Origin of the sequence: Sphaerotilus sulfidivorans (assembly GCF_013426975.1) — a bacterium.
Taxonomy (GTDB): domain Bacteria; phylum Pseudomonadota; class Gammaproteobacteria; order Burkholderiales; family Burkholderiaceae_C; genus Sphaerotilus; species Sphaerotilus sulfidivorans.
In genome coordinates this window covers 56,344-82,211 of sequence record NZ_JACCPY010000013.1, presented here as the reverse complement: position 1 = coordinate 82,211, position 25,868 = coordinate 56,344, and the positions used below count along the sequence as shown (strand labels likewise).

Annotated in this window: 25 protein-coding genes and 1 tRNA gene; 19 read left to right on the top strand and 7 right to left on the bottom strand. The window is 70.3% G+C overall.

Annotation, left to right across the window (positions count from 1 at the left end):
- Positions 1-171: 171 nt before the first annotated feature.
- The 9 genes from lepA to nagZ all read left to right on the top strand — a co-directional run bounded on the left by lepA (position 172) and on the right by nagZ (position 8,370).
- On the top strand, positions 172-1,980 hold the full coding sequence (lepA, locus tag HZU84_RS10260; RefSeq protein ID WP_149504488.1) for a translation elongation factor 4: 1,809 nt from the start codon (positions 172-174) through the stop codon (positions 1,978-1,980).
- 48 nt (positions 1,981-2,028) lie between these two features.
- Positions 2,029-2,997 (top strand): signal peptidase I, encoded by a 969-nt coding sequence (gene lepB, locus HZU84_RS10255; RefSeq protein ID WP_149504489.1) that lies wholly within the window; start codon positions 2,029-2,031, stop codon positions 2,995-2,997.
- 88 nt (positions 2,998-3,085) lie between these two features.
- On the top strand, positions 3,086-3,454 hold the full coding sequence (locus HZU84_RS10250; protein WP_149504490.1) for a DUF4845 domain-containing protein: 369 nt from the start codon (positions 3,086-3,088) through the stop codon (positions 3,452-3,454).
- A 13-nt stretch (positions 3,455-3,467) separates the two neighbouring features.
- Entirely contained in the window at positions 3,468-4,151 is a 684-nt protein-coding gene (gene rnc / locus HZU84_RS10245; RefSeq protein WP_149504491.1) for a ribonuclease III, read from the top strand.
- Between the two features lie 89 nt (positions 4,152-4,240).
- Positions 4,241-5,176, top strand: coding sequence for a GTPase Era (gene era, locus HZU84_RS10240; protein ID WP_149505332.1), 936 nt, complete (start codon positions 4,241-4,243; stop codon positions 5,174-5,176).
- Positions 5,177-5,180: 4 nt separating this feature from the next.
- Positions 5,181-5,999, top strand: a complete 819-nt coding sequence (recO, locus tag HZU84_RS10235) for a DNA repair protein RecO (protein WP_149504492.1) — start codon at positions 5,181-5,183, stop codon at positions 5,997-5,999.
- Positions 5,996-6,784: a pyridoxine 5'-phosphate synthase gene (locus tag HZU84_RS10230; protein ID WP_149504493.1), complete on the top strand. Its 789-nt coding sequence runs from the start codon at positions 5,996-5,998 to the stop codon at positions 6,782-6,784. Before recO ends, HZU84_RS10230 begins: the two co-directional genes overlap by 4 nt.
- A gap of 2 nt (positions 6,785-6,786) precedes the next feature.
- Positions 6,787-7,185 (top strand): holo-ACP synthase, encoded by a 399-nt coding sequence (gene acpS / locus HZU84_RS10225; RefSeq protein ID WP_149504494.1) that lies wholly within the window; start codon positions 6,787-6,789, stop codon positions 7,183-7,185.
- 9 nt (positions 7,186-7,194) lie between these two features.
- Positions 7,195-8,370, top strand: coding sequence for a beta-N-acetylhexosaminidase (gene nagZ / locus HZU84_RS10220; RefSeq protein ID WP_149504495.1), 1,176 nt, complete (start codon positions 7,195-7,197; stop codon positions 8,368-8,370).
- A gap of 25 nt (positions 8,371-8,395) precedes the next feature.
- Here the strand turns inward: nagZ and HZU84_RS10215 are convergent, their stop codons facing one another.
- From HZU84_RS10215 to HZU84_RS10205, 3 genes are all read right to left on the bottom strand, one after another.
- Entirely contained in the window at positions 8,396-9,013 is a 618-nt protein-coding gene (locus HZU84_RS10215; RefSeq protein ID WP_149504496.1) for a hypothetical protein, read from the bottom strand.
- Positions 9,014-9,097: 84 nt separating this feature from the next.
- Positions 9,098-11,020, bottom strand: coding sequence for a bifunctional chorismate-binding protein/class IV aminotransferase (locus HZU84_RS10210; protein WP_244954320.1), 1,923 nt, complete (start codon positions 11,018-11,020; stop codon positions 9,098-9,100).
- 174 nt (positions 11,021-11,194) lie between these two features.
- Positions 11,195-14,053, bottom strand: a complete 2,859-nt coding sequence (locus tag HZU84_RS10205) for an Rne/Rng family ribonuclease (protein ID WP_219340915.1) — start codon at positions 14,051-14,053, stop codon at positions 11,195-11,197.
- 768 nt (positions 14,054-14,821) lie between these two features.
- Between HZU84_RS10205 and HZU84_RS10200 the strand changes: the two genes are divergently transcribed.
- The 4 genes from HZU84_RS10200 to HZU84_RS10185 are packed head-to-tail and all read left to right on the top strand — an operon-like array spanning position 14,822 to position 17,892.
- Positions 14,822-15,808, top strand: coding sequence for an RluA family pseudouridine synthase (locus HZU84_RS10200; RefSeq protein WP_149505334.1), 987 nt, complete (start codon positions 14,822-14,824; stop codon positions 15,806-15,808).
- Complete coding sequence (locus tag HZU84_RS10195) at positions 15,805-16,479, top strand: HAD family hydrolase (protein ID WP_149504498.1); 675 nt, start codon at positions 15,805-15,807, stop codon at positions 16,477-16,479. Before HZU84_RS10200 ends, HZU84_RS10195 begins: the two co-directional genes overlap by 4 nt.
- Positions 16,472-16,855 (top strand): Rieske (2Fe-2S) protein, encoded by a 384-nt coding sequence (locus HZU84_RS10190; RefSeq protein WP_149504499.1) that lies wholly within the window; start codon positions 16,472-16,474, stop codon positions 16,853-16,855. Before HZU84_RS10195 ends, HZU84_RS10190 begins: the two co-directional genes overlap by 8 nt.
- On the top strand, positions 16,852-17,892 hold the full coding sequence (locus tag HZU84_RS10185; RefSeq protein WP_149504500.1) for a S49 family peptidase: 1,041 nt from the start codon (positions 16,852-16,854) through the stop codon (positions 17,890-17,892). The genes HZU84_RS10190 and HZU84_RS10185 overlap by 4 nt, the downstream gene beginning before the upstream one ends.
- Position 17,893: 1 nt before the next feature.
- On the opposite strand, the gene lysA is transcribed toward HZU84_RS10185, so the two are convergent.
- Positions 17,894-19,138 (bottom strand): diaminopimelate decarboxylase, encoded by a 1,245-nt coding sequence (lysA, locus tag HZU84_RS10180; protein WP_149504501.1) that lies wholly within the window; start codon positions 19,136-19,138, stop codon positions 17,894-17,896.
- Positions 19,139-19,273: 135 nt separating this feature from the next.
- On the opposite strand from lysA, the gene HZU84_RS10175 reads away from it, so the two are divergent.
- The 3 genes from HZU84_RS10175 (at position 19,274) to HZU84_RS10165 (ending at position 21,125) form a co-directional block, all read left to right on the top strand.
- A complete protein-coding gene (locus HZU84_RS10175; RefSeq protein WP_149504502.1) occupies positions 19,274-20,215 on the top strand; it encodes a LysR family transcriptional regulator in 942 nt (313 codons plus the stop codon).
- A 104-nt stretch (positions 20,216-20,319) separates the two neighbouring features.
- On the top strand, positions 20,320-20,802 hold the full coding sequence (gene bfr / locus HZU84_RS10170; protein ID WP_149504503.1) for a bacterioferritin: 483 nt from the start codon (positions 20,320-20,322) through the stop codon (positions 20,800-20,802).
- A gap of 92 nt (positions 20,803-20,894) precedes the next feature.
- Positions 20,895-21,125: a (2Fe-2S)-binding protein gene (locus HZU84_RS10165; RefSeq protein ID WP_149504504.1), complete on the top strand. Its 231-nt coding sequence runs from the start codon at positions 20,895-20,897 to the stop codon at positions 21,123-21,125.
- On the opposite strand, the gene ureG is transcribed toward HZU84_RS10165, so the two are convergent.
- Positions 21,094-21,741, bottom strand: a complete 648-nt coding sequence (gene ureG / locus HZU84_RS10160; RefSeq protein ID WP_149504505.1) for an urease accessory protein UreG — start codon at positions 21,739-21,741, stop codon at positions 21,094-21,096. The genes HZU84_RS10165 and ureG overlap by 32 nt on opposite strands.
- Before the next feature lie 177 nt (positions 21,742-21,918).
- On the opposite strand from ureG, the gene HZU84_RS10155 reads away from it, so the two are divergent.
- Positions 21,919-21,995: transfer RNA gene (locus HZU84_RS10155), tRNA-Met, on the top strand.
- Positions 21,996-22,136: 141 nt separating this feature from the next.
- Positions 22,137-23,564: a methyl-accepting chemotaxis protein gene (locus HZU84_RS20950; RefSeq protein WP_149504506.1), complete on the top strand. Its 1,428-nt coding sequence runs from the start codon at positions 22,137-22,139 to the stop codon at positions 23,562-23,564.
- Positions 23,565-23,573: 9 nt separating this feature from the next.
- Here HZU84_RS20950 and HZU84_RS10145 read toward each other — a convergent pair whose 3' ends face one another.
- Together HZU84_RS10145 and HZU84_RS10140 are read right to left on the bottom strand one after the other, a co-directional pair.
- Positions 23,574-24,260: a glutathione S-transferase family protein gene (locus tag HZU84_RS10145; protein WP_149504507.1), complete on the bottom strand. Its 687-nt coding sequence runs from the start codon at positions 24,258-24,260 to the stop codon at positions 23,574-23,576.
- Positions 24,261-24,370: 110 nt separating this feature from the next.
- Positions 24,371-25,363 (bottom strand): LysR family transcriptional regulator, encoded by a 993-nt coding sequence (locus tag HZU84_RS10140; protein ID WP_149504508.1) that lies wholly within the window; start codon positions 25,361-25,363, stop codon positions 24,371-24,373.
- A 92-nt stretch (positions 25,364-25,455) separates the two neighbouring features.
- Between HZU84_RS10140 and HZU84_RS10135 the strand changes: the two genes are divergently transcribed.
- A complete protein-coding gene (locus HZU84_RS10135) occupies positions 25,456-25,851 on the top strand; it encodes a DUF2917 domain-containing protein (RefSeq protein WP_149504509.1) in 396 nt (131 codons plus the stop codon).
- Positions 25,852-25,868 lie beyond the last annotated feature (17 nt).

The window sequence follows — 25,868 nt, the reverse complement described above, 5'->3', positions numbered from 1 at the left end:
ATGCTGGGCTGACCGGGCTGACCGCCCCTTGAATGCCTGCCGGAAGGCGCGTCATCGCTCGGACGACGCGCCTTTTTTCGTTGCGCCGAAGCCTGTCGGTCCGCGCGACATGTTTCCGCCACACCTGCCGCTGCCGGCCAGCGTCGAAGAAGCGCACTGCACCTGCACGCCATGGATCACATCAGAAACTTCTCCATCATCGCCCACATCGACCACGGCAAGAGCACGCTGGCGGACCGACTGATCCACCGCTGCGGCGGCCTGAGCGACCGCGAGATGGAAGCCCAGGTGCTCGACTCGATGGACATCGAGCGCGAGCGCGGCATCACCATCAAGGCGCAGACCGCCGCGCTGCAGTACACGGCCAAGGACGGCAAGGTCTACAACCTGAACCTGATCGACACGCCCGGGCACGTCGACTTCTCCTACGAGGTCAGCCGCTCGCTGTCGGCCTGCGAAGGCGCGCTGCTGGTGGTCGACGCCAGCCAGGGCGTGGAAGCGCAGACGGTGGCCAACTGCTACACCGCGCTCGACCTCGGCGTCGAGGTGGTGCCGGTCCTGAACAAGATGGACCTGCCCAGCGCCGACCCGGACAACGCCAAGGCCGAGATCGAGGACGTGATCGGCATCGACGCGACCGACGGCATCCCGTGCTCGGCCAAGACCGGCATGGGCATCGACGAGATCCTCGAAGCGGTCATCACCCGCATGCCGCCGCCCAAGGGCGATCCGGACGGCCCGCCGCGCGCGATGATCATCGACGCCTGGTTCGACAACTATGTCGGCGTGGTGATGCTGGTGCGCGTGGTCGACGGCGCGCTGCACAAGAACGAGCGCATCCGCCTGATGGCGACCAACACCGTCTATCCGATCGACCACCTGGGCGTCTTCACCCCCAAGAGCGAGAACCGCGACTGCCTGCGCGCCGGCGAGGTGGGCTTCCTGATCTGCGGCATCAAGGAGCTGGCCTCGGCCAAGGTCGGCGACACGGTGACGCTGGACAAGAAGCTGCCCAACAACGCCGGCCCCGCCAGCGAGGCCCTGCCCGGCTTCAAGGAGATCCAGCCGCAGGTCTTCGCCGGCCTCTACCCGTCGGAGTCGAGCGAGTACGAGCAGCTGCGCGATGCGCTGGAAAAGCTCAAGCTCAACGACAGCTCGCTGCGCTTCGAGCCCGAGGTCAGCCAAGCGCTGGGCTTCGGCTTCCGCTGCGGCTTCCTGGGCCTGCTGCACATGGAGATCGTGCAGGAGCGTCTGGAGCGCGAGTTCGACCAGGATCTGGTCACCACCGCGCCCAGCGTGGTCTACGAGGTCGAGCTGAACGACGGCACGGTGCTGGAGGTCGAGAACCCCAGCAAGATGCCCGAGGTCGGCCGCATCAAGGAGATCCGCGAGCCGATCGTCACGGTGCACCTGTACATGCCGCAGGACTATGTCGGTCCGGTGATGACGCTGGCCAACCAGAAGCGCGGCGTGCAGATGAACATGGCCTACCACGGCAAGCAGGTCATGCTCACCTATGAGCTGCCGCTGGCCGAGATCGTGCTGGACTTCTTCGACAAGCTGAAGTCCGTCAGCCGCGGCTACGCTTCGATGGACTACGAGTTCAAGGAGTACCGCGCCGCCGACGTGGTCAAGGTCGACATCCTGATCAACGGCGACCGGGTCGATCCGCTGGCGATGATCGTGCACCGCTCGCAGAGCCAGTTCCGCGGCCGCGCGGTGGCGGCCAAGATGCGCACGCTGATCCCGCGCCAGATGTACGACGTGGCCATCCAGGCCTCGATCGGCGCCAACATCATCGCCCGCGAGGACGTCAAGGCGCTGCGCAAGAACGTGCTGGCAAAATGCTATGGCGGCGACATCACCCGCAAGCGCAAGCTGCTCGAGAAGCAGAAGGCGGGCAAGAAGCGCATGAAGCAGATCGGCTCGGTGGAGGTGCCGCAGGAGGCCTTCCTGGCGATCCTTCAGGTGGACGACTGAGCGCCCGGCCCGCCGCCTCGCGCCCGAACAACCCGAACCGGACGATCGATGGGACCCCTCACCGGCATTCTCTACGGCCTGCTTGCGCTCTACGGCGCGGGCTGGTATCTGGGCAAGTGGAGCGGCAACTTCTCGCTGCTGCTGTTCACGCTGACCGTCGTGACGATGGCCTACTGGCTGGCCGAGCGCTTCGTCTTCCTGCCGCGCCGGCTGGCCGCGGCCGCGGCGCTGACCCGCGAGGACGGCGAACGCCGCGCCCAGCTTGCCCGCCAGGGCATCGAGCAGGTCGACAGCCAGGTCGAGAGCGCGCGCCAGAAGATCCTGGCCCAGCCCTGGTGGCTGGACTGGACCGCCGGGCTGTTCCCGGTGATCCTGATGGTGTTCGTGCTGCGCTCCTTCCTGTTCGAGCCGTTCAAGATCCCGTCGGGCTCGATGATCCCGACGCTGGAGATCGGCGACCTGATCCTGGTGAACAAGTTCCACTACGGCGTGCGCCTGCCGGTGATCAACAAGAAGATCATCGACAACGAGCCGGTACGCCGCGGCGACGTGATGGTGTTCCGCTATCCGGTCGATCCGGCGATCGACTTCATCAAGCGGGTGGTGGCGATTCCCGGCGACGAGGTCGCCTACATCAACCAGAAGCTCTACCTGAACGGCAAGCTGGTGCCGCTCGAGCAGCTCGAGGACTACTACGACGAGGACCGCCGCACCTACTCGCGCCAGTTCCGCGAGCAGGTCGGCGAGGACAGCCACCGCATCCTGGTCGATCCCTCGCTGCCGTCGAGCTACGGCATGCGTGCGCGCCAGTTTCCCGGCTCGGAGAACTGCACCTATACCGCAGAAGGTGTGACCTGCAAGGTTCCGGCCGGACACTATTTCATGATGGGCGACAACCGCGACAACTCCGAGGACTCCCGCTTCTGGGGCTTCGTGCCGGACGAGAACATCGTCGGCCGGGCCTTCTTCGTGTGGATGAACTTCGGCAACGTCAAGCGCATCGGCCCCTTCCACTGACCCCGCCCATCCGCCCTATCAGCCATCCCGCGGGACGGCGGCCGGCTCTGCGGCCGCGGCGACCCGCCGCCATCGAGGACGCCATCCGATGAACGCCCGTCTCCCGCACGCCCGCAGCCAGCGCGGCATCACCCTGATCGGCCTGGTCTTCTGGGCCGTGCTGATCTCTTCGGCCGCACTGCTGGCCATGCGCGTGATCCCGACCGTCAACGAATACCTGACGATCAAGCGGGTGGTCAGCCGCATCGCCGACAGCGGTGCCAGCACCGTACCGGGCATCCGCGCGGAATTTGACAAGATCAAGTCCGTCGAGTACGCCATCAGCACGATCAGTGGCGAGGATCTGGACGTGACGAAGGACAATGACCGCATCGTCATCAGCTTCGCCTATGCCAAGGAGATCGAACTCTTCGGTCCGGTGGCCCTGCTGATCAAGTACAGCGGTCGATCGAAGTAAAAAGGTCCTGACCTTGAATCCGTCCCTCGAAGCCTTCTCCCAGCGTCTCGGTCACAGCTTCCGCCAGCGGGAGCTGCTGGTGCTGGCGCTCACGCACCGCAGCTACGGCGCCGATCACAACGAACGTCTCGAGTTTCTCGGCGACGCGGTGCTGAACCTGGCCGTCTCGGACCTGCTGTTCGATCAGTACGACGACTCGCCCGAGGGCGATCTGACCCGCATCCGCGCGCATCTGGTGCGCCAGGACATGCTGCACCGCATCGCGCTGTCGCTGGGCATTCCGGCGATGCTGCGCCTGTCGGAGGGCGAGGCCCGTGGCGGCGGTGCCCAGCGCCCGTCCATCCTCGCCGACGCGATGGAGGCCATCATCGGCGCGGTCTACCGCGATGCCGGCTTCGACGCGGCCCAGGCGCTGGTGCGCCGGCTGTTCTCGCCGCTGATCTCCGAGACCGCGACCCAGGCCTGGGCCAAGGACGCCAAGACCCAGCTGCAGGAATGGCTGCAGGCGCGCCGCCACAGCGTGCCCGAATACCGCATCGAGACCACCCGCGGCCGCGCGCATGACCAGACCTTCGTCGTCGTCTGCGCGGTCGCCAGCCATGGCGTCGAGGCCCGCGGCGAAGGCCGCTCGCGCCGCGCCGCCGAGCAGGAAGCCGCCCGCATCGCCCTGGAGCGGCTCAGCGCCGAACACGAATGACCCTTCCGAACGAACCGAACCTTCCCGATTCCGAATCCGAGAACGAGACCGCCGACGGCGCCCCGTCGCTCCAGCCCGATCTGGAGGCCATGCTCGCCGCCGCCCGCCCGGGCGGCCAGCCCGAGGGCCCGACCCGCTGCGGCCTGATCGCCATCGTCGGCCGCCCCAATGTCGGCAAGTCGACACTGATGAACTCGCTGATCGGCCAGAAGGTCAGCATCACCTCGCGCAAGGCGCAGACGACGCGCCACCGCATCACCGGCATCGCCACCGACGTCGACACCCAGTTCGTCTTCGTCGACACGCCCGGCTTCCAGACCCGTCACACCGTCAAGGGCACCGCGGCGCTGAACCGCAACCTGAACAAGACGGTGCAGTCGGTGCTGGGCGATGTGGATGTGGTGCTGTTCCTGGTCGATGCCGGCCGCTTCGGCCTGGACGACGCCAAGGTGCTGTCGATGATCCCGAAGGGCAAGCCGGTCTTCCTGATCGCCAACAAGCTCGACCTGATCCACCGCCGCGCCGACCTGCTGCCCTGGCTCAAGCAGATGCAGGAGCGCCATCCGTTCACCGAGTTCGTGCCGCTGCAGGCCACCAGGCCGGCCGACACCGAGCGGCTGCTGGGCATCATCCGCCCCTACCTGCCCGAGCAGCCCTGGTTCTACGACGCCGACGCGCTCACCGACCGCAGCGACAAGTTCCTCGCCGCCGAGCTGATCCGCGAGAAGCTGTTCCGCCTGACCGGCGACGAGCTGCCCTACACCTCGACAGTGCAGATCGACAAGTACGAGGAGGTCGAGGGCGGTCGCCTGAACCGCATCGCCGCGACCATCATCGTCGAGCGCGATGCGCACAAGGGCATGGTGATCGGCGAAGGCGGCGAGCGCCTCAAGCGCATCAGCACCGAGGCCCGCACCGAGATGGAGCGCCTGACCGGCAAGAAGGTCTTCCTGGAAGTGTGGGTCAAGGTCCGCTCCGGCTGGGCCGACGACGAGCAGCGCCTGAAGAGCTACGGCTACGAGTGATCCGGTGGCCACCAGCCGACGCGCCGCGCCGGCCCCGCTGGCCGCCTATGTGCTGCACCGCCATGACTGGAGCGAGTCCAGCCTGATCCTGGAGCTGTGGACCCGCGACCGCGGCCGCATCGCCGCGGTCGCCAAGGGCGCCAAGCGGCCGCACTCGCAGCTGCGCAGCGTGCTGCTGCCCTTCCAGCGCCTGCAGATCATGCTGGGCGGACGCGCCGAGCGCCGCGACGAGGCCGCACCGCCCGAGATCCACCTGCTGCGCAGCGCCGAATGGGCCGGCGCCCTGCCCGACGGCAGCGGCGTGGCGGCGATGCCCTCGGGCGCGGCGCTGCTGGCGGCATTCCACCTCAACGAGCTGCTGATGCGCGCGCTGCAGCGCCACGATCCGCATCCGCGCCTGTTCGATGCCTACGCGCTGACGCTGCCGGCGCTCGACCGCGACGACGAGGCCGCCACCGCCGCGGCCCTGCGCGCCTTCGAGCTGTTCCTGCTGCGCGAATCGGGCGTGCTGCCCGAACTGGGCCGGGTCACGCAGACGCAGCAGCCGGTCGAGCCCCAGGCCCGCCACGGCCTGCATGCCGAGCGGGGCGTGACGCCGATCGACGGTGCCGGCGGCCTGTCCGGCGCGACGCTGCATGCGCTGGAGGCAGCGCTGGCCGCCGGCGATCTGGCCGCCCTGCGCCAGGCCTGCCGCGGCGCGCTGCCGGCGCTGCGCACGCTGCTGCGCGGCCTGCTTCACTATCATCTGGACACCTCGATGCTGCGCACCCGCGCGCTGATGGTCGAGATCCAGAAGCTGACCGAACCTTCCACCCCACCATGAACCCTCTCGTCGCTCCCGAGGCCGGCCACCGTGGCAGCCGCACCGCGCTGTCGGTCAACCTGAACAAGGTCGCGCTGCTGCGCAACACCCGCCATCTCGGCATTCCGAGCGTCACGAAGGCGGCGCGCCTCGTGCTGGAGGCCGGCGCGCAGGGCATCACCGTGCACCCGCGTCCGGACGAGCGCCACATCCGCGCCCACGACGTGCGCGATCTGGCCGAGCTGCTGAAGGACTGGCCGCAGGTCGAATACAACATCGAGGGCAATCCCTTCCACAACCTGATGGACGTGATCCGCGAGATCCGCCCGCACCAGGCCACCTTCGTGCCCGACACGGTCGGCCAGTTCACCTCCGACCACGGCTGGACCTTTCCCGCCGACCTCGAGCGGCTGGCGCCGGTGGTGGCCGAGACGAAGGCGCTGGGCGTGCGCGTCAGCCTCTTCATGGACCCGATCCCCGAGATGATGCGGGCCGCGCGCGAGGTCGGCGCCGACCGGGTCGAGCTCTACACCGAGGCCTACGCCAGCGCCTGGGGCACGCCGCGCCAGGCCGAGGAACTGGCGCGCTACCGCGCCGCCGCCGAGGCCGCGCTGGCCGCCGGCCTGGAGATCAACGCCGGCCATGACCTGAACCGCGACAACCTCTCCGACTTCCTGCGCGAGGTGCCGGGCGTGCAGGAGGTGTCGATCGGCCACGCGCTGGTGGCCGACGCGCTGGAGCTGGGCTACACGGAGACGATCCGCGACTACCAGCGCTGCATCCAGCGCGCCTTCGCGCCGCGCTGAGCATGGTCCACGGCATCGGCACCGACATCTGCGACATCCGCCGCATCCGTGCGGCGCTGCAGCGCCACGGCGAGCGCTTCGCCGAGAAGGTGCTCGGCCCGAACGAGATCGAGGTCTTCCGCGCCCGCCGCGCGCGGGTCGAGGCCCGCGGCGTGGCCTACCTCGCCACCCGCTTCTCGGCCAAGGAAGCCTTCTCGAAGGCGATCGGCCTGGGCCTGCGCTCGCCGATGCGCTGGCGCGACTGCGAGACGCTCAACCGCGCCAGCGGCCAGCCCGAGATCCGCCTGCACGGCGCGCTGGCCGCCTGGTTCGACCAGCAGGGCCTCGTCGCCCATGTCAGCCTGACCGACGAGAGCGACTACGCCACCAGCTTCGTCGTCGTCGAGACCCGCCAACCCTGAGGCCCGCCCATGCCCACCCGCAAGAAGTCCGACAAGCCCAAGAAGGCCGAAAAGGCCGCTCAGCCCGAGTTCGAGCCCATCGTCCCGGCGCAGGCACCGGTCGTGCTCGATGTCGCCGGCCTGACGCTGAACGACGACGACCGCCGCCGCCTGGCGCATCCGCTCACCGGCGGCCTGATCCTGTTCGGCCGCAACTGGCAGGACCGCACGCAGCTGACCCGGCTGGTGGCCGAGATCAAGTCGATCCGGCCCGACGTGGTGGTCTGCGTCGACCACGAAGGCGGCCGGGTGCAGCGCTTCCGCACCGACGGCTTCACCCACCTGCCGCCGATGCGCGCCTTCGGCGAGCGCTGGATGAACGACGACGCCCAGGGCGAAGGCCACGGCGCGCTGACCGCCTGCGACATGGTCTGCGCCGCCGGCCGGGTGCTGGCGGCCGAGCTGCGCGCCTGCGGCGTCGACCTGAGCTTCACGCCGGTACTCGACCTGGACCACGGCCGCAGCGGCGTCATCGGCAACCGCGCCTTCCACCGCGACCCGCGGGTGGCCGCGACGCTGGCGCGCAGCCTGATGCAGGGCCTGCTGCAGGCCGGCATGGCCAACTGCGGCAAGCACTTTCCCGGCCACGGCTGGGCCGAGGCCGACAGCCATGTCGCGGTGCCGACCGACGAGCGCACGCTCGAGACAATCCTGACCGACGACGCCCGCCCCTACGAGTGGCTCTCGACCAGCCTGACCAGCGTGATGCCGGCGCATGTGATCTATCCGCAGGTCGACGCGCGGCCGGCGGGCTACTCGTCGCGCTGGCTGAACACGGTGCTGCGCGAGCAGCTCGGCTTCACCGGCGTGATCTTCAGCGACGACCTGAGCATGGAAGGCGCACGCCGCGTGCCCGGCGTGAAGGACGGCGCGGTGCTGAGCTACACCGAGGCCGCGACGCTGGCGCTGAGCGCCGGCTGCGACATGGTGCTGCTGTGCAACCAGTCGCTCGACGGTGGCCACGCGGTCGACGAGCTGCTCGACGGCCTGCAGGCGGCGCTGGAGCGCGGCGACTGGCGCCAGAGCCCCGACAGCGAGGCGCGCCGCCTGGCGCTGCTGCCGCAGACCCCGCCGCTGACCTGGGACGAGCTGATGCACGACGCGCCCTACCGGCGCGCGCTGCAGCGGCTCGAGCCGCTGCTCTGAACCTGAACGGACGGACCCGCCCGGCTCAGGCCGCGCGGCGCAGCGCGGTGTAGGCCTCGCGCGCCAGCGCGCCGTGCTGCTCGCGCGTCTGCGCATGGGCGGCGCGTTCGGCCGCCAGCTCGTCGCGCAGCGACTTCACCGCCTGGTAGGCCTCGCGGGCCAGCGCCGTCGACGCCCGGGCGGCCGCCTCGCCGGACTGCTGCAGCGCCTGCAGCCGACGCTCGTCGGCCTGACGGGCCGCCTGCGCCGTCTCGAGCTGGCTCGAGAGCGCGGCGCCCCGGGCCGCTTCCGCATCGACCTGCGCCGACAGCGCCTCGGCGCGCTGCTGCAGCGACTGGCGCTCGCTGGCGGCGCGGGCCTGCTCCTCGCGCAGCGCCGCCACCGCCGCCTCCGACTGGCGCCGGGTCTCGGCCAGGCGATGGTTCAGCGCCTCGACCTCGGCCCGGCCGGCCGCCTGGGCGCGGGTCAGCGCCGACTGGGCTTCGCTCAGCGCGGCCGCCTGGGCGGCACGGTCGCGGGTCTCGCGCGCATCGACCTCGGACTGCAGCGCCGCCACCTGGCGGGCCGCCTCGCCACGGCCTTGGCCACGGCCGATCCAGAAGCCGACGGCAGCCGCCAGCAGCAAGAACAACAGGCTGGTCACAAGCGGATCTCCTCTTTCTTCCTCATGGCGGGGTACTGTAGTGATGCCCCGGAAGACCGCCCACCCGCACAGACCCGGCCTCGCTCAGCCGCGCTGCTCCAGGCTGGCACAGCCATGCAGCCGGGCCGAGCAGACACCGCGCAGCGCGTTGCACAGCGCCAGCGCCTCGGCGCGCTCGAGATCGGCGGGGTGCAGCACCCGTTCCTGCAGCGCCCAGGCCGGATCGGCCATCAGCGCCGCGCGCATCACGCCGGGCAGCGCGCCGGCGGCCACCGGCGGCGTCCACCAGCGGCCGTCGAGGCGCAGCAGCAGCGTGCTGCGCGCGCCCTCGGTCAGTTCGCCGCGCGCATTGACGAAGGCGCGGTCGAAGGCGCCCAGCGCCTCGGCCTCGCGGATCGCCGCGTCGTAGGTGGCGCGCAGCGAGGTCTTGTGCGCCAGCAGCGCCGCCTCGGCCGCCGGCAGCGCCGGGCCCGGCGGCAGCAGGCCGAGCGGCCCGTCGGGCAGCGGCGCGAGCACGCCGTGGCGGATCTGCCAGCCGCCGTCGCGCGCCAGATCCAGCCGCAGCCGATGCGCCCCCTCGCCCGCCAGCGCCCGGGCCTGCGCGAGCACCGCCGCCTGCAGCGCCTCCCGGTCGAAGGCGAAGCCCAGCGCCTGGGCGCTGGCGCCCAGCCGTGCCAGATGCGCCGGCAGCCGCAGCGGCCGGCCCGCCTCGACGCGGATCGTCTCGAACAGCGTGAAGCCCGGATCGGGCCGGGTGGCGAAGCGCGACTTCAGCCGCCACTCGGCCGCCTCGTCCTCGGCCACCGAATCGAGCACGATGCCGCCGCCCACGCCCAGCCGGACCGGGCGCAGGCCGCCCTGCCCCGGCGCCGGACCGGACGGCGCGCCCAGCTCCAGCGTGCGGATCGCCACCGACAGCGCGAAGTCGCCCAGCCGCCGGTCGCTGCCCGGCGCGGGCGCCTCCACCCAGCCGATCGCGCCGGTGTAGAGCCCGCGCGGCGAGGACTCGAGCGACTCGATCAGCTGCATCGTGCGGTGCTTGGGCGCGCCGGTGATCGAGCCGCAGGGAAAGAGCGCGCGCAGCACCGCCGGCAGATCGACGCCGGGCGCGGGCTCGGCCTCGACGGTGGAGGTCATCTGGAAGACGGTGCGGTAGGGCTCGACCCGGAACAGCGCCGGCACCTTCACGCTGCCGGTGCGGGCGATGCGGCCGAGATCGTTGCGCAGCAGGTCCACGATCATCAGGTTCTCGGCGCGGTTCTTGATGTCGGCGGCCAGCCAGGCAGCGGCGGCGGCATCGGCCTGCGCATCGTCGGGGCGGCGCGCGGCCGTGCCCTTCATCGGCCGCGCCTCCAGCCGACCCGCCTCATGGCGCACGAAGAGCTCCGGCGAGCACGACAGCACCCAGCGATCGCCGGGCAGCGCCAGCAGCGCGCCGAAGGGCACCGGCTGCAGCGCGCGCAGCCGCCGGTACAGCGCCAGCGGCGTGCCGACGGCCTGGCCGCGCAGGCGCAGCGTGTGGTTGACCTGGTAGGTCTCGCCGGCGCGGATCAGCGCGTGGATGCGCGCGATCGCGGCGGCGTAGGCATCCGCATCGTCGTCGGGCTGCGGCGCCAGCACCGCGGCCGGCGCAGGCTCGGCGCGGCCCTCGGCCTCGGCCAGCCAGGCGGCCACGCCCTCGGCGTCGAGCCGCTGCAGCCGTGCGAACATCAGCAGCCGCAGCGCGCCCGGCGCCTGATCGCTCCAGCCGCCGGGCGTGCCGGCGCCGGCCAGGCGCACGCCCCATTCATAGTCGGCCAGCAGCAGCGCATGCGCCCCGGCGGCGATCTGCGCCTGCGCACCGCTCCAGACCGCCTCGAGCGTGGCCGGATCGTCGCAGCGCCACTCGCCGAGCCAGCCGCTCAGCAGCCGGCTGCGCGGCGCGCCTGCAGGCGCATCAGCCTCGTCGAGCAGCGCGAAGACGGCGGAATGGTCGGAAGACGGGACAGGATCGGCAGGCAGGAACACGGTCGTGTACTGGAAACGGGACAGGCAACGGACAGACAGGTGCGGCGGCACGGGCACGCCACGGACTCAGCACGCATCATGCCCGGCCAAGAAAAACGCCGCCGGGCGCAAGCCGGGCGGCGTCATGTCGGAGACGCCCTGCTGGCGCAGGGCATCACCACCGGACTCACGTCATCAGCCGCGCGCCGCCTGGGCCTCGACCTCGAAAGGCAGCTGCAGCGAGGCCAGATCGCGGCGGGTCTCGACCAGGATCAGCGGACCCTCGTCGACCAGCACCACCGGACGCGGCTCGCGCGGCACATGGACCGGCTTGGGCTCGGCGGCGATGGCCTCCTGGACCGCGCGGACCTTGTCCGGGTCGGAGTTGATCCACTCCAGACCGGCCTCGCGGGCCACTTCGGCCAGCGCCTCGATCTGCAGCACATAGGGCTGCGCGACCGCCACGGGCTCGGCGACAGGCTCGGCAACCGGCTCGGCGGTCGGCTCGGCCACGGCCTGCAGCACCGGTTCGGCGACCGCCGCCACGGCAGCGGCAGCGACCACCGGCTCGACAGCCTGCTCGACCGGAGCCAGCGCGGCCACGGCCGCCGGCTCGGCGTCCTGGCCTTCGGACACGCCGTCGGGCGCGCCCTCGCCAGCCGCCTCGTCGCGGCGACCGCCACGGCGGCGGCGACGGCGGCCTTCCTCGCGGGCGGCGCCGTCCTCGCGGACCTCGTCGGCGGCCACCGGTGCGGGCTCGGCCGGCTCGGACACCTCGGTCGGCACGACCTCGACGGCCTGGCCGTCCTCGGTCACCACGCCCTCGGCACCGCGCTCGTCACGATCACGGCGGTTGCGACCGCCACGGCGGCGGCGGCGGCCATCACGCTCGGCGCTGGCATCCTCACCATCGAAGGCCTGAGGCTGGGTGTCGGCAAAGGCCGGCGCCTGCAGCGCGGCTTCGTCGGCCGGCACCGCGACCTCGGGGGCCGGGCGACGCTCGCGCTGCGGACGCTCACCGCGCTCGCCCCGTTCGCCACGCGGCGGACGGTCGCCGCGCTGTTCGCCGCGCTCGCCACGCTCGGCGCGCTCTCCACGTTCGCCGCGCTCGCCGTTGCGTCCACCACGGCGCTCGCCGTTGCGGCCGCCGCGACGATCGCCGCGCTCGCCACGCTCACCGCGCAGCTCGCCGGCCGGGGCCGCTGCGGGCTGGGCGACCGCCGGGTCGGCGTCGACCGACTGAGCGGCCGAGGCCACCGGCTGAACCGCGGCCTGCACCGGCGCGGGCGCCGGCGCGATGCCGAACAGGCGCTTCATCCAGCCGAAGAAGCCGGTGGCCGGCGCAGGCGCCGGGGCCACCGGAGCCGGGGCCGGCACAGGCGCCGCCACCGGAGCCGGTGCGGCGGCGACCGGGGCCGCCGCGACCGGCTCGGGCTTCGGCGCGGCGACCGGCGCGGGCTGGTCGGGCAGCACGCCCTTGATCACCGGCTCCTGCTTGGCCTTGGCCTGCTGCTTCTCGCGGCGGGGCAGGCCGACGTCCTCGGGCGGCTCCTCGATCATCGAGTAGCTGGCCTTCAGGTTCTCCAGGCGCGCATCGTCATGGCGCAGGCGCTCGAGCTTGTAGTTCGGCGTGTCGAGGTGCTTGTTGGGCACCAGCAGCACGGTGACGCGCTGCTTGAGCTCGATCTTGGTGATCTCGGTGCGCTTCTCGTTGAGCAGGAAGCTGGCGACCTCGACCGGCACCTGGACGTGGACGGCGGCCGTGCCCTCCTTCATCGACTCCTCCTGGATGATGCGCAGCGTCTGCAGCGCGGAGGACTCGGTGTCGCGGATGTGGCCGGTGCCGTTGCAGCGCGGGCAGGTGATGTGGCTGCCCTCGCTCAGCGCCGGGCGCAGGCGCTGGCGGCTCATCTCCAGCAGGCCGAACTTCGAGATCGACGAGAACTGCACGCGGGCGCGGTCATGGCGCAGCGCATCGCGCAGGCGCTGCTCGACCTCGCGGCGGTTCTTCGACTCCTCCATGTCGATGAAGTCGACCACCAGCAGGCCGCCCAGGTCGCGCAGGCGCGCCTGGCGGGCGATCTCGTCGGCGGCTTCGAGGTTGGTGCGGGTCGCGGTCTCCTCGATGTCGCCGCCACGGGTGGCACGCGCCGAGTTGACGTCGATCGACACCAGCGCTTCGGTGTGGTCGATCACGATCGCACCGCCCGAGGGCAGATGCACCGTGCGGCTGAAGGCCGTCTCGATCTGGTGCTCGATCTGGAAGCGGCTGAACAGCGGCGCGTCGTCGCGGTAGCGCTTCACGCGGTTGGCCGTCTCGGGCATGACGTGCAGCATGAACTGCCGCGCCTGCTCGTAGATGTCGTCGGTGTCGATCAGGATCTCGCCGATGTCGGCGGTGAAGTAGTCGCGGATGGCGCGGATCACCAGCGACGACTCCTGATAGATCAGGAAGGCGCCCTTGCCGCCCTTGGCCGCGTCGTCGATCGCCGACCACAGCTTGAGCATGTAGTTCAGGTCCCACTGCAGCTCGGGCGCGGTGCGGCCGATGCCGGCGGTGCGGGCGATGAGCGACATGCCCTTCGGGTACTCGAGCTGCTCGAGGTTCTCCTTCAGCTCCTCGCGGTCCTCGCCCTCGATGCGGCGGCTGACGCCGCCGCCGCGCGGGTTGTTGGGCATCAGCACCAGATAGCGGCCGGCCAGGCTCACGAAGGTGGTCAGCGCCGCGCCCTTGTTGCCGCGCTCTTCCTTCTCGACCTGGACGAGCAGTTCCTGCCCTTCCTTGATCACGTCCTGGATGCGCGCCGAGCGGACCTCGACGCCGTCCCTGAAGTACTGGCGCGAGATTTCCTTGAACGGCAGGAAGCCGTGTCGGTCTTCGCCGTAGTCGACGAAGCAGGCCTCCAGCGAGGGCTCGACACGGGTGACGACGGCCTTGTAGATGTTGCCCTTGCGCTGCTCGCGCCCTTCGATCTCGGTCTCGAAGTCGATCAGCTTCTGGCCATCAACGATCGCCAGGCGCCGCTCTTCCGGCTGCGTGGCGTTGATCAGCATGCGTTTCACGTTTTCTCCTCATGCTCGCTTCATCATCAAGAGATGCGCGAGGCCGCACGGAAGGAGCCGGGAAGGAATCGCCCTGGACTGCGCGGCAGGCACCGGTCTCGCGACGGGTGGATCAGCTGCGCGGCGTTGGCGCGTGCGTGGACAGGAGGGATGCCGGGTCGGATCGCAGCAGGCCGGCCGCGTGATGCCGGACAGACCGGCAGGGCACGGGTCCGCCATCCGACGCATCCGCGGCAGCGGACGGCTCCGGCCAGGGGCGCTGCGCGCCGGCGGTCGGGTCGGGAAACGGCAAAAGGCACTTCTGCTTCATGCGACGGCGGCGTCCGTTCGTCGGACGCAGGCCACAGCAGCGACAGGCCGGAGGACGCGTCGTCATGCGAGATTTCTCACGACCCGCGCCGGCCATCGCTGCTGCAGCCGGAAAAACCTTGTGTCAGGGCTCTTTCAGCGTGGTCTCTGGCGCCCGTCCTGACAGCCCGCGCACTCACCTTGGGAATGCACACCACCGGCAGAACGCGCGCTGCATCAGCGTTGCAGTCATCCCGGGCATGCAGCATGCCGCGAGACGACCGCGACCACCTTGCGCCGGAGGCTGCTTCTCAGTGCCCGCTAAACTCAGGCAAATCAAACACTTACAGCGCCAACGTGGTCCAACGCATTATAGGGGCAAAGCCCGGCCGGCCCGATTCTGGAAAAGACCCCCGAAAGGAGCCGGCCCGGCCCTTGACTGGAACCGCCTCCAGCCCGAGCACCGCGCTGGTGCGCCATCTCGTCGTCGACGAAGGCAGCGCCGGCCAGCGGCTCGACAACTTCCTGCTGCGCGAGCTCAAGGGCGCGCCCAAGACCCTGGTCTACCGCATCATCCGCAGCGGCGAGGTGCGCATCAACAAGGGCCGCGCCAGCGCGGAGTCGCGGCTGCAGGTCGGCGACCAGGTGCGGGTGCCGCCGCTGCGGCTGAGCGAGCCCGACGCGCAGGCCGCGGCGGCGGTGCCGGCGCGCGAGTTCCCGGTGCTGTTCGAGGACGAGCATCTGCTGGTGGTCGACAAGCCGGCGGGCGTGGCGGTGCACGGCGGCTCGGGCGTGAGCTTCGGCGTCATCGAGCAGCTGCGCCGCGCGCGGCCCGAAGCCAGGTTCCTTGAACTCGTGCACCGGCTCGACAAGGAGACCTCCGGCCTGCTGCTGATCGCCAAGAAGCGCAGCGCGCTGACCACGCTGCAGGACCAGTTCCGCCAGCGCGAGACCGGCAAGACCTACTCGGCGCTGGTCATCGGCGCCTGGCCGGCGGCGCGCAAGGTGGTCGATGTCGCGCTGCACAAATACCTCGACGCCGCCGGCGAGCGCCGGGTGCGCGCGGTCGGCGCCGATCATGCCGACGGGCGGCGCTCGATCTCGCTGGTGCGCATCGTGAAGTCCTGGGCCGGCTACACGCTGCTGGACGTGACGATCAAGACCGGCCGCACCCACCAGATCCGCGTGCATCTGCAGAACGAGGGCCACCCGATCGTCGGCGACGACAAGTACGGCGACTTCGCGCTGAACAAGGCGCTGGCGCGCGGCGAGGCGGTGCCAGGCCTGCGCTTCGAGCGCATGTTCCTGCACGCGCGCCGGCTCGCCTTCGATCACCCGGCCAGCGGCGAGCGCATCGAGCTGGCCGCACCGCTGCCCCCGGACTGTGTCACGCTGCTGAATCGGCTGCCGCCGCTGCCCGCCGCAGCTCCTTCCACCGACACCCCTGCCACGCCATGAGCTCATCCTCCCTGCGCCCCCGCCGCTACGACCTGATCGTCTTCGACTGGGACGGCACGCTGTTCGACTCGACCGCGCTGATCGTGCGCGCGATCCAGGCCGCCTGCCGCGACCTGGGCGCGCCGGTGCCCAGCGACGAGGCCGCCGCCCATGTGATCGGCCTGGGCCTGCAGGACGCGCTGCAGCACGCGGTGCCGGACCTGCCGGTCGACCTCTACCCGGAGCTGGGCCGGCGCTACCGCCAGCACTATTTCGCCAGCCACGACCAGGTCACGCTGTTCGCGGGCGTGCCGGAGCTGCTGGCTGGCCTGCGCGAGCGCAACCACTGGCTGGCGGTGGCCACCGGCAAGAGCCGCCACGGCCTGGACGAGGCGCTGCGCATCAGCGCGCTGGGCGGCCTCTTCGACGCCACCCGCACCGCCGACGAGACCCGCTCCAAGCCGCATCCGCAGATGCTGCAGGAGCTGATGCGCGAGTTCGGCACCGATCCGGAGCGCACGCTGATGATCGGCGACACCACGCACGACCTGCAGCTCGCCGCCAATGCCGGCACCGACGCGGTGGCGGTGGCCTACGGCGCGCATCCGCCCGAGCAGCTCGGCGACCTGCGGCCGCTGACGATCGCGCACTCGGTGCTTGAGCTGCAGGACTGGCTGGCCCGCCATGGCTGATGCCACTGCTGAGCTGCCGCTGCCGCTGTGCGCCTCCGACGCGCTGATCGAGCGCGGCCTGGCCCATGTCTTCGATCTGCTGGAATACGGCCGGCCGGCGCGCGGCTTCGTGCTGCGCTTCGACGGCCAGCCGGTGGCCTACCTGAACCAGTGCGCGCATGTGCCGGCCGAGATGGACTGGCAGCCCGGCCGTTTCCTCGATGACGAGGGCCGCTGGATCCTGTGCTCGATCCATGGCGCGGCCTACGAGCCGACCAGCGGCCTGTGCGTGGGCGGACCCTGCCGAGGCCGCCGCCTCAAGGCCATCCGCGTCGAGGAGCGCGACGGTCAGGTGTATTGGTATCCTTCGGACACACTGAAGCCCGCCTGTCCATGAGCCCGCAAGACGACGCCTCCGCCCCCGCGCCCGCCCCGAACGCAGCCCCCCTCCCCGACCCTGTCGCACAGGCAGCCGACACGCCGGCCGCACCACCACCGATGCCGATCGGGCGGGGCAGCTTCGACCATGTGATGGAGCAGTTCGCGCGCGACTATGTGCGCGACCGCCGCAGCAGCCGGCGCTGGAACCTGTTCTTCCGCTTCGGCTGGCTGGCGCTGGGCGTCTTCGCCGCCTGGACCATTCACCAGGACACCACCACCAGCAGCGCGCCGTCCGGGCCGCACAGCGCGCTGGTGGAGCTGCGCGGCGAGATCGCCGCCGGGGGCGAGGCCAGCGCCGAGGTGCTGCTGTCCGGCCTGAAGAGCGCCTTCGAGGATGCCGGCGCGCAGGGCGTCATCATCCGCATCAACTCGCCCGGCGGCAGCCCGGTGCAGGCCGGCATCGTCTACGACGAGGTCAAGCGCCTGAAGGCGCTGCACAACAAGAAGGTCTATGCGGTGGTCGAGGAAAGCGCCGCCTCCGGCGCCTACTACATCGCGGTCGCGGCCGACGAGATCTATGTCGACAAGGCCTCGATCGTCGGCTCGATCGGCGTGCTGATGGACGGCTTCGGCTTCGACAAGGTGCTGGAGAAGGTCGGCGTCGAGCGCCGGCTGCTGACCGCCGGCGAGAACAAGGGCATGCTCGATCCCTACTCGCCGCTGAGCGAGAAGCAGCGCGGCTACGCGCAGGCCATGCTCGACCAGATCCACCGCCAGTTCATCGACACGGTGCGCGAGGGCCGGGGCGAGCGCCTGAAGGAAACGCCCGAGACCTTCTCCGGCCTGTTCTGGAACGGCGAGGAGGCAGTGAAGATGGGCCTGGCCGACGGCCTGGGCAATCTCGACCATGTGGCCCGCGATGTCATCAAGGCCGAGGCAATCATCGACTACACGCCCAAGGAGAACGTCGCCGAGCGGCTGGCCAAGCGCTTCGGCGCGGCCATCGGCGAGGGCGCGGTGCGCGCCCTGGGCGGGCTGCCGGCCCTGCGCTGACTCAGCAGTCTTCCAGCGCCAGCAGCTCGGCCACCGTCTGGCGGCGGCGGATCAGCCGGGCCTGGCCGGCGTCGACCAGCACCTCGGGAATCAGCGGGCGGCTGTTGTAGTTGCTCGACATCGACGCGCCGTAGGCGCCGCCGTTGTGGAACACCATCAGGTCGCCGACCTGCACCGCCGGCAGAGCGCGGGTCAGCACCACGCCGCCCTCGCCCTGCGTGAAGACGTCGCCCGATTCGCACAGCGGACCGGCGACGACGCAGGGCAGGCGGGGCGCGTCCGCCGGCGCGTCCAGCACGCTGATCGCGTGATGGCTGCCGTACATCGACGGCCGCATCAGGTCGTTGAAGCCGGCGTCCACCAGCACGAAGCGGTTCGCGCCCATCGCCTTGGTCGCGCGCACCTCGGCCAGCAGCAGGCCGGATTCGGCCACCAGGTAGCGGCCCGGCTCCAGCTCGAGGTGGACCGCGTGGCCCAGGTGCGCGGCGATGCGCTGACGCGCCGCGTCCCACAGGCCGAAGTAGTGCGCGGTGTCGATGCGCGGCTCGCCGTCGCGGTAGGGCACCGACAGGCCGCCGCCGGCCGAGATCGCCTCCAGGTCCGCGCCGCTGCGCACCACCAGATCGACCATCGCCTCGCAGACCTGCTCGAGATGGCCGTAGTCGACGCCCGAGCCGATGTGCATGTGCAGGCCCACCAGGCGCAGGCCGTGCGTGCGGATCGCCTCCAGCGCCAGCGGCAGGTCGGCATGCCAGATGCCGTGCTTGCTGTGCTCGCCGCCGGTGTTGGTCTTGTTGCTGTGGCCGTGGCCGAAGCCGGGATTGATGCGCAGCCAGACCGGGTGGCCCGCGGCCACCGCGCCGAGCTGGCGCAGCATGTCGACCGAGCCGGCGTTGACCGGCACGCCCAGCTCCACCACCCGCGCCAGCGTCGCGCGGTCGAACAGGTCGGCGGTGAAGACGATCTCCGACGGTCTCCCCGGCGTGCAGCCCGGCTGGAAGCCGGCGCGCAGCGCGCGCTCGATCTCGCCCAGCGAGACCGCGTCCACCATCACGCCCTGCTCGCGCATCAGGCGCAGCACATGGGTGTTGGAATTGGCCTTCTGCGCGAAGCGCACGGTGTCGAAGGCGCGCAGGTCGTCGATGCGGCGGCGGATCATCGCCGCGTCGTAGACCCACACCGGGGTGCCATGCTCATCGGCGATCTGGCGCAGCAGCGCCGAGGACAGGGGCAGGTCAAAGCTCATCGGAATCAGGCGCCAGGCGCACAAAGGCATCGGAACGCGCGATGCTGAGGCGGCCGACCGATTCAATCCAGTGCTTTCTTGTCGGTTGGCCATTCACTTCGGATATGAAGCGGCCACGACGCTATGCTGGACGACATGCCTGCACCGCTCAGCCACCGCCTGATCGAAGTCTTCGACGCCGTGATGCGCACCGGCCATCTGACCCGCGCGGCCGAGCGCCTGCACACCTCGCAGCCCACCGTCAGCCGCGACATCGCGCGGCTCGAGCAGGTGCTGGGCATGGTGCTGTTCGAGCGGGTGCGCGGGCGGCTGCGACCGACACCGCGCGCGCTGGCGCTGCAGCAGGAGGTGGCGCGCTCCTTCATCGGCCTGGAGCGCATCCAGGCCCGTGCGCTGTCGCTGCGCGACTTCGCCGAGGGGCGGCTGGAGCTGGCCTGCCTGCCCGCGCTGGCCGAGGCACTGCTGCCGGCGGCGACCCGCCATTTCCTGGCCCGGCAGCCGCTGGCCGGGCTGTCGGTCACGCCGCTGGAGTCGCCGCAGCTCGAGCAGGCGCTGTCGGACCAGCGCCATGACCTCGGGCTGGTCGAGCGCCGCGATGCCCCGGCGCAGACCCTGCTCGAACCGCTGCTGAGCGCCGACGAGGTGGTGGTGCTGCCCGCCGGCCACCGCCTGCTGGAGCGACGGCGCATCGCGCCTGCCGATCTGGCCGGAGAGACCTTCATCAGCTTCGCGCCGACCGATCCCTACCGGCAGCAGGTCGATGCGCTGTTCGCCGCGCAGGGCGTGCAGCGGCTGCTGGCGCTCGACACCGGCAGCGCCGCGGCGGTCTGCGCGCTGGTGCGCCAGGGGCTGGGCGTGGCGATCGTCAATCCCTTGAGCGCACTCGACCGGGCCGGGCCGGACCTGCATGTGCGCGCACTGACCGTGTCGGTGCCCTTCCATGTCGGTCTGGTGCTGCCGGCGCTGCGCGGCCTGCATCCGCTGCTCGAGGACTGCCGGCAGGCGCTGCACACGGCTGCCCGCGAGCTGCTCGGTCGCCTCGACCCGGCCGCGGATCAGACGGAGGATCGGGACTGATCCTCATTTCCGGTCAGAACAGACCGGCGGGGCTACCCTCATTCACGCGGGACAGCCTCGGCGAATGTCGCCAGAATCGCCGACTTTGGAACAAGGAGAGAGCCATGAAGGGCGACGCCAAGGTCATCGAGTATCTCAACGCCCAGCTGCGCAACGAGCTGACCGCGATCAACCAGTACTTCCTGCATGCCCGCATGCTGAAGAACTGGGGCCTGGCCAGGATGGCCAAGCATGAGTACGAGGAGTCGATCGAGGAGATGAAGCACGCCGACAAGCTGATCGAGCGCATCCTGATGCTCGAGGGCCTGCCGAACCTGCAGGATCTGGGCAAGCTCTACATCGGCGAGACCGCCGCCGAGGTGCTGGAGTGCGACCTGAAGATCGAGATGGGCTCGCACCCGCTGCTGAAGGAAGCCATCGCCCACTGCGAGAGCGTGCGCGACTATGTGTCGCGCGACGTGCTGCTCGAGATCCTCGACGACACCGAAGAGCACATCGACCACATCGAGACCGAACAGGGCCTGATCCAGCAGATGGGCGAGCAGAACTGGCTGCAGACCCAGGCCGGCACCGGATCCGGCAGCTGATCCGATCACGGATTGCCGCCGACACCCCCGGACTTGGCGGGGGTATCGCGACAAATATTGAGAAACATTCTCATTGTCAGTAGCATGGAGGCATGATCATCTGCCTCTGCCACCGTGTGTCCGACCGCGACATCCGCACCGCGGTCCAGTCGGGAACCCTCAGCTTCGATCTGCTGCAGGACGAGACCGGCGTCTCGACCGGGTGCGGACGCTGCCACGACTGCGCTCGCGAGGTGTTCGACGGCGCCGTGACGGCGCGCGGCGGCTGCTCCACCGCCGCGCTGACGGCGCTCATGGCGCCAGCAGGCCTTTCCGCTCGATGAAGCCGATGACCTCCGCCAGACCCTCTCGGGTCTTGAGGTTGGTCATGACAAACGGCTTCGTCGGCCGCATGCACACCGTATCGGTGCGCATGATCTCCAGATTCGCTCCAACATGGGGCGCCAGATCGGTCTTGTTGATCACGAACAGATCGCTCTTGGTGATGCCCGGTCCGCCCTTGCGCGGAATTTTCTCGCCTGCGGCCACATCGATCACATAGATCGTCAGGTCCGACAGTTCGGGGCTGAAGGTCGCGGCCAGGTTGTCGCCACCGGACTCGATGAAGACGATGTCGGCATCCGGGAACTTCTCCAGCATCCGGTCCACCGCCTCGAGGTTGATCGAGGCGTCCTCGCGGATCGCGGTGTGCGGACAGCCCCCGGTCTCGACGCCCATGATGCGCTCCGGATCCAGCGCCCCCGCCACCGTCAGCAGGCGCTGGTCTTCCTTGGTGTAGATGTCGTTGGTGACGACGACGAGGTCCCAGCGCTCGCGCATCGTCTTGCACAGCATCTCGACCAGCGTGGTCTTGCCGGAGCCGACCGGCCCGCCGACGCCGACCCGCAGCGGCGGGAGCTTCTTGGTGCGACCGGGAATGGAATGGAGGGAACTGCTCATGGTGGGGATGACAATGAAGATCTTGGGAAGTCTGGGATCAGGCCGATCCGGCTGTCGCCGGACGGGCAGCCTCATGCAAGACACGGGCCCTGTCAGCCAGCCGGGGCTGCCTGATGAAAAAAATTCTCCCGAAACACTTGCGCGACGTGCAAGTCCTCGTCATAATTCAAGTCTGTCGGCGCTTTAGCTCAGTCGGTTAGAGCGATGGAATCATAATCCACAGGTCCGCGGTTCGAGTCCGTGAAGCGCCACCAAACAAGAAGCCCCTGATGCCCGTGCATCAGGGGTTTTTTCATTGTCGACGCAGAAGACCGGAGCGCAGGCTGCTGTTGACGGGATCGGCCGCGTGCGGTCTTTTCTACAGTGCAGCATCCTCCCACCTGCCCTGTCCGTCCATGCCCACGCTGCACCCGAATGACCGCCCGATGCTGATCGCGACCGCCGTCGTGATGGCCGGAGCCCTGATCTACGCCACGATCCATGACTCGCTGCTGCTGGTGCTGGGCATCGGCGGCGTGCTGATGGCGCTGGCCGTCGGCACAGCGCTGGCCTCGCAGGGCCGGCTGGGCAGCCGGGTCGCGCTGCCGACGCTGGGCATGGCGATGGTCGCGCTGCTGATCCATGCGGCACGTGGGCAGACCGAAGCGCACTTCGCCGTCTTTGCCTTCCTGGCCGTCACGATGGTCTACCGGCACTGGCTGCCGATCGTGGTCGGCGCCGCCGCCATTGCGGTGCATCACCTGAGCTTCAACTACATGCAGCAGTGGGGCTGGGGACCGGTGTGCTTCACCGAGCCCAGCCTGGGCACGGTGATCGAGCATGCGCTGTTCGTGGTGGCCGAGACCGGCATCCTGATCCTGCTGGCACAGCGTGCACGCGCCGACTTCCGGACCGCCGAGCGTCTGGTCGAGATCACCGAGATGCTGCTCGACCAGAGCGGCCACATCGATCTGGCGGTGGCCCATCGCGCCCCAGCCAGCGACCCGACGACCGCCCGGCTGATCGAGGCCCTGCAGCGCATCGCGCAGTCGATCCGCCAGGTGCGCAGCAGCGCGGTCCAGGTCGACTCGGCCTCGCGCGAGATCGCCAGCGGCAACACCGACCTGTCGATGCGCACCGAGAAGACCGCTAGCCACCTGCAGAACACCGCCAGCTCCATGGAGCAGCTCACCGGCACGGTGCAGCACACCGCAACCGCCGCACGCGAGGCCAGCACGCTGGCGCGCTCCGCCGCCGAGGTCGCCTCGCGCGGGGGCCAGGTCGTCACCGAGGTGGTGTCGACGATGCAGGAGATCGAGGCCAGCTCGCGCAAGATCGCCGACATCATCGGCGTCATCAACGGCATTGCCTTCCAAACCAACATCCTGGCGCTGAATGCGGCGGTCGAGGCCGCGCGGGCCGGCGAGCAGGGCCGCGGCTTCGCGGTGGTCGCCGGCGAGGTGCGCAGCCTGGCGCAGCGCAGCGCCACCGCGGCCACCGAGATCCGCCAGCTCATCGGCAGCAGCGTCGACAAGGTCGGCGACGGCACCCGACTGGTCAGCCAGGCCGGCCGCACGATGGACGAGATCGTCGCCAGCGTGCAGCGCGTCAGCCAGATGATCGAGCAGATCAGCGCCGCATCCGACGAGCAGAGCAGCGGCATCGGCATGATGCATGGCGCGGTGCACGAGCTCGACAGCATGACGCAGCAGAACGCCGCGCTGGTCGAGGAAAGCGCGGCGGCCGCCACCAGCCTGAGCCAGGAGGCGCGCCAGCTGCTCGATGCGGTCGAGGTCTTCCGCCTCGGCGACGAGGCGCGCGGCGGCCGGATGATGGCAGCCTGACCTTCGACCTCAGCCGCGCCCGCTGCGGTAGGGCTCCTCGAAGTCGAGAAAGTCCTGCTCGGCCAGCGCGTCGGCCACCCAGGCGGCCACGCCGGGCGCGGCCCACAGCCGCTCGATCCAGGCCGCCACCGGCGCGCTGACCGACAGGCCATAGGTGCGGATGCGTCCCGCCACCGGCGCGAAATAGGCATCCGGAATCGAGAAGGCGCCGAACAGGAAGGGGCCGCCGCTCAGCTCCAGCGCCTGTTCCCACAGCGCGATCAGACGGGCCAGATCGGCGCACACATCCGCCCGCTCGGCCATCAGGCGCGCACCGACCTCCGGCAGATGCGCCTCGATGTTCTGCGGACAGTGCGAACGCAGCGCGCCGAAGCCCGAATGCATCTCGGCACACATCGAGCGGGCCAGCGCGCGCCGGCGGGCATTGCGCGGCCACAGGGCCTTCTCCGGATGGCGCTCGGCCAGGAATTCGGCGATCGCCAGCGTGTCCCAGATCGCCAGGCCGTCATCGTCGACCAGCACCGGCACCTTGCCGGTGGGCGAGACGCCCTGCAGCGCGGTCTTGAAGGCCGAGCCGGCGTCGAAGCTGTCGAAGCGCACCATCACTTCCTCGAAGTCGATGCCGCACTGCTTCATCAGCACCCACGGGCGCATCGACCAGGACGAATAGTTCTTGTTGCCGATGTAGAGCTTCATGTTGATCTCCAGGTCCGAAGCGCACCCTGCGGCGCCCGGGTCGCCCATGCTAGCGGCGCGGCGCCGGGCGTGGCATGAGGAAGGCGCATCGAGGCGATGCCTGCCCGACATCAGTCGGGCAGCGTCTCCGCCTCGGGATCGGCCACATCGCCGATGGCCTGGCGCGTCAGCGCCGCCTGTGCCAGCACCCAGTCGCTGAAGGACTGCACCTCGGGTCGCTGGCGGGCATCGGGCCCGCCCAGCCGCACCAGCCAGTAGCCGGGCGAGGCCCACAGCCGCCCGGTCTGGCCGAAGGGCTCGACCAGATCGCCCCGCTCGACCACGTCATGCACCATCGCCAGCCGCGCCAGCGCCACGCCCTGGCCCGCCAGCGCCGCCTGCACCTGCTGATGCGTGTAGTTGACGCTGATCCAGCGCCGCGGCGCCAGCTGCCCCAGGCCCTGTGCGGACAGCCACACCGGCCAGCAGGTCGCCAGCGAGCCCGGCAGGCCGTCATCCATCTCGAGCAGGGTGTGATCGACCAGATCGGCGGGGCGGCGCAGCGGCGGCGCGCTGCCGCGCTCGATCGCGTCGGCCAGGCGCGCGCCGATCACCGGCGTCAGCAGCTCGCCGAACAGCCGGATCGCGCCGTCGGGCGCCTTGCTGGCATCGCAGTGACGCAGCGCGACATCGAGTTCGGCGTCATCCGTCTCGATCATCCGGTCGGTCGCGGCGATGCGGATGTCGGCCAGCGGATGATCGCGCTCGAAGTCGGGCAGCCGCGGCATCAGCCACAGCGAGGCGAAGGACGGAAAGGTGGTGACGCTCACCATCGCGCGGCTGCGGCTCAGCCGGATCTGGCGCACGCTGGCATCGATGCGCACCAGCGCCGGCTCGACCGCACGCAGCAGCATCTGGCCGGCTCCGGTCAGCTCGACGCGGCGAGTCGCGCGGGTGAACAGCGGCGCGCCCAGCTCCTCTTCCAGACCCTTGATCTGACGGCTGATCGCCGGCTGCGTCAGGTTGAGCTCCTCGGCCGCGGCGCTGAAGCTCAGCAGGCGCGCCACCGCCTCGAAGGTGCGCAGGCAGTCGAGCGGCAGCGGGCGACGAGGCATTCGATTCATGACGCCATGTTATCAATCGACGCCTCCGATTTCATCCAGCTCCGGCCGTGCAAGCAGGACACTGTCGTCAATGTCAACCCGAGAAGGTCCTGATGCAGGGACCGGCCACCTGGGAGGAAGAAATGGAAATCGAGCATGTCGCCACCGCCTGCCGCGCCCGCGTGAGCCGCGACGGCTGGCTGGCCGCCGCCGATGCACCGGTCTGGATCACCCGCGACGGCGACCCGCACGACCATGTGCTGATGCCGGGCGAGCTGCTGCCGCTGCATGAAGGCGACCGGCTGGTGGTCGAGCCCTGGCAGGCCGGCCAGGCAGCACGCCTGACCTTCGTCGCCAGCCGCGCGGAAAGCCCGCTCGATCCGCTGCAGGCCCTGGCGCTGCTGGCCGAGACCTTCGCGCTGCTGCTGGAGCAGGCGGCGCGCGGCGCGCGCAAGATGGCGGACCGGGCCCGGCCTTATCCGGTGATGCGTCACGGACGGGCTCCCTAGACTCGAGCGCATCCCCC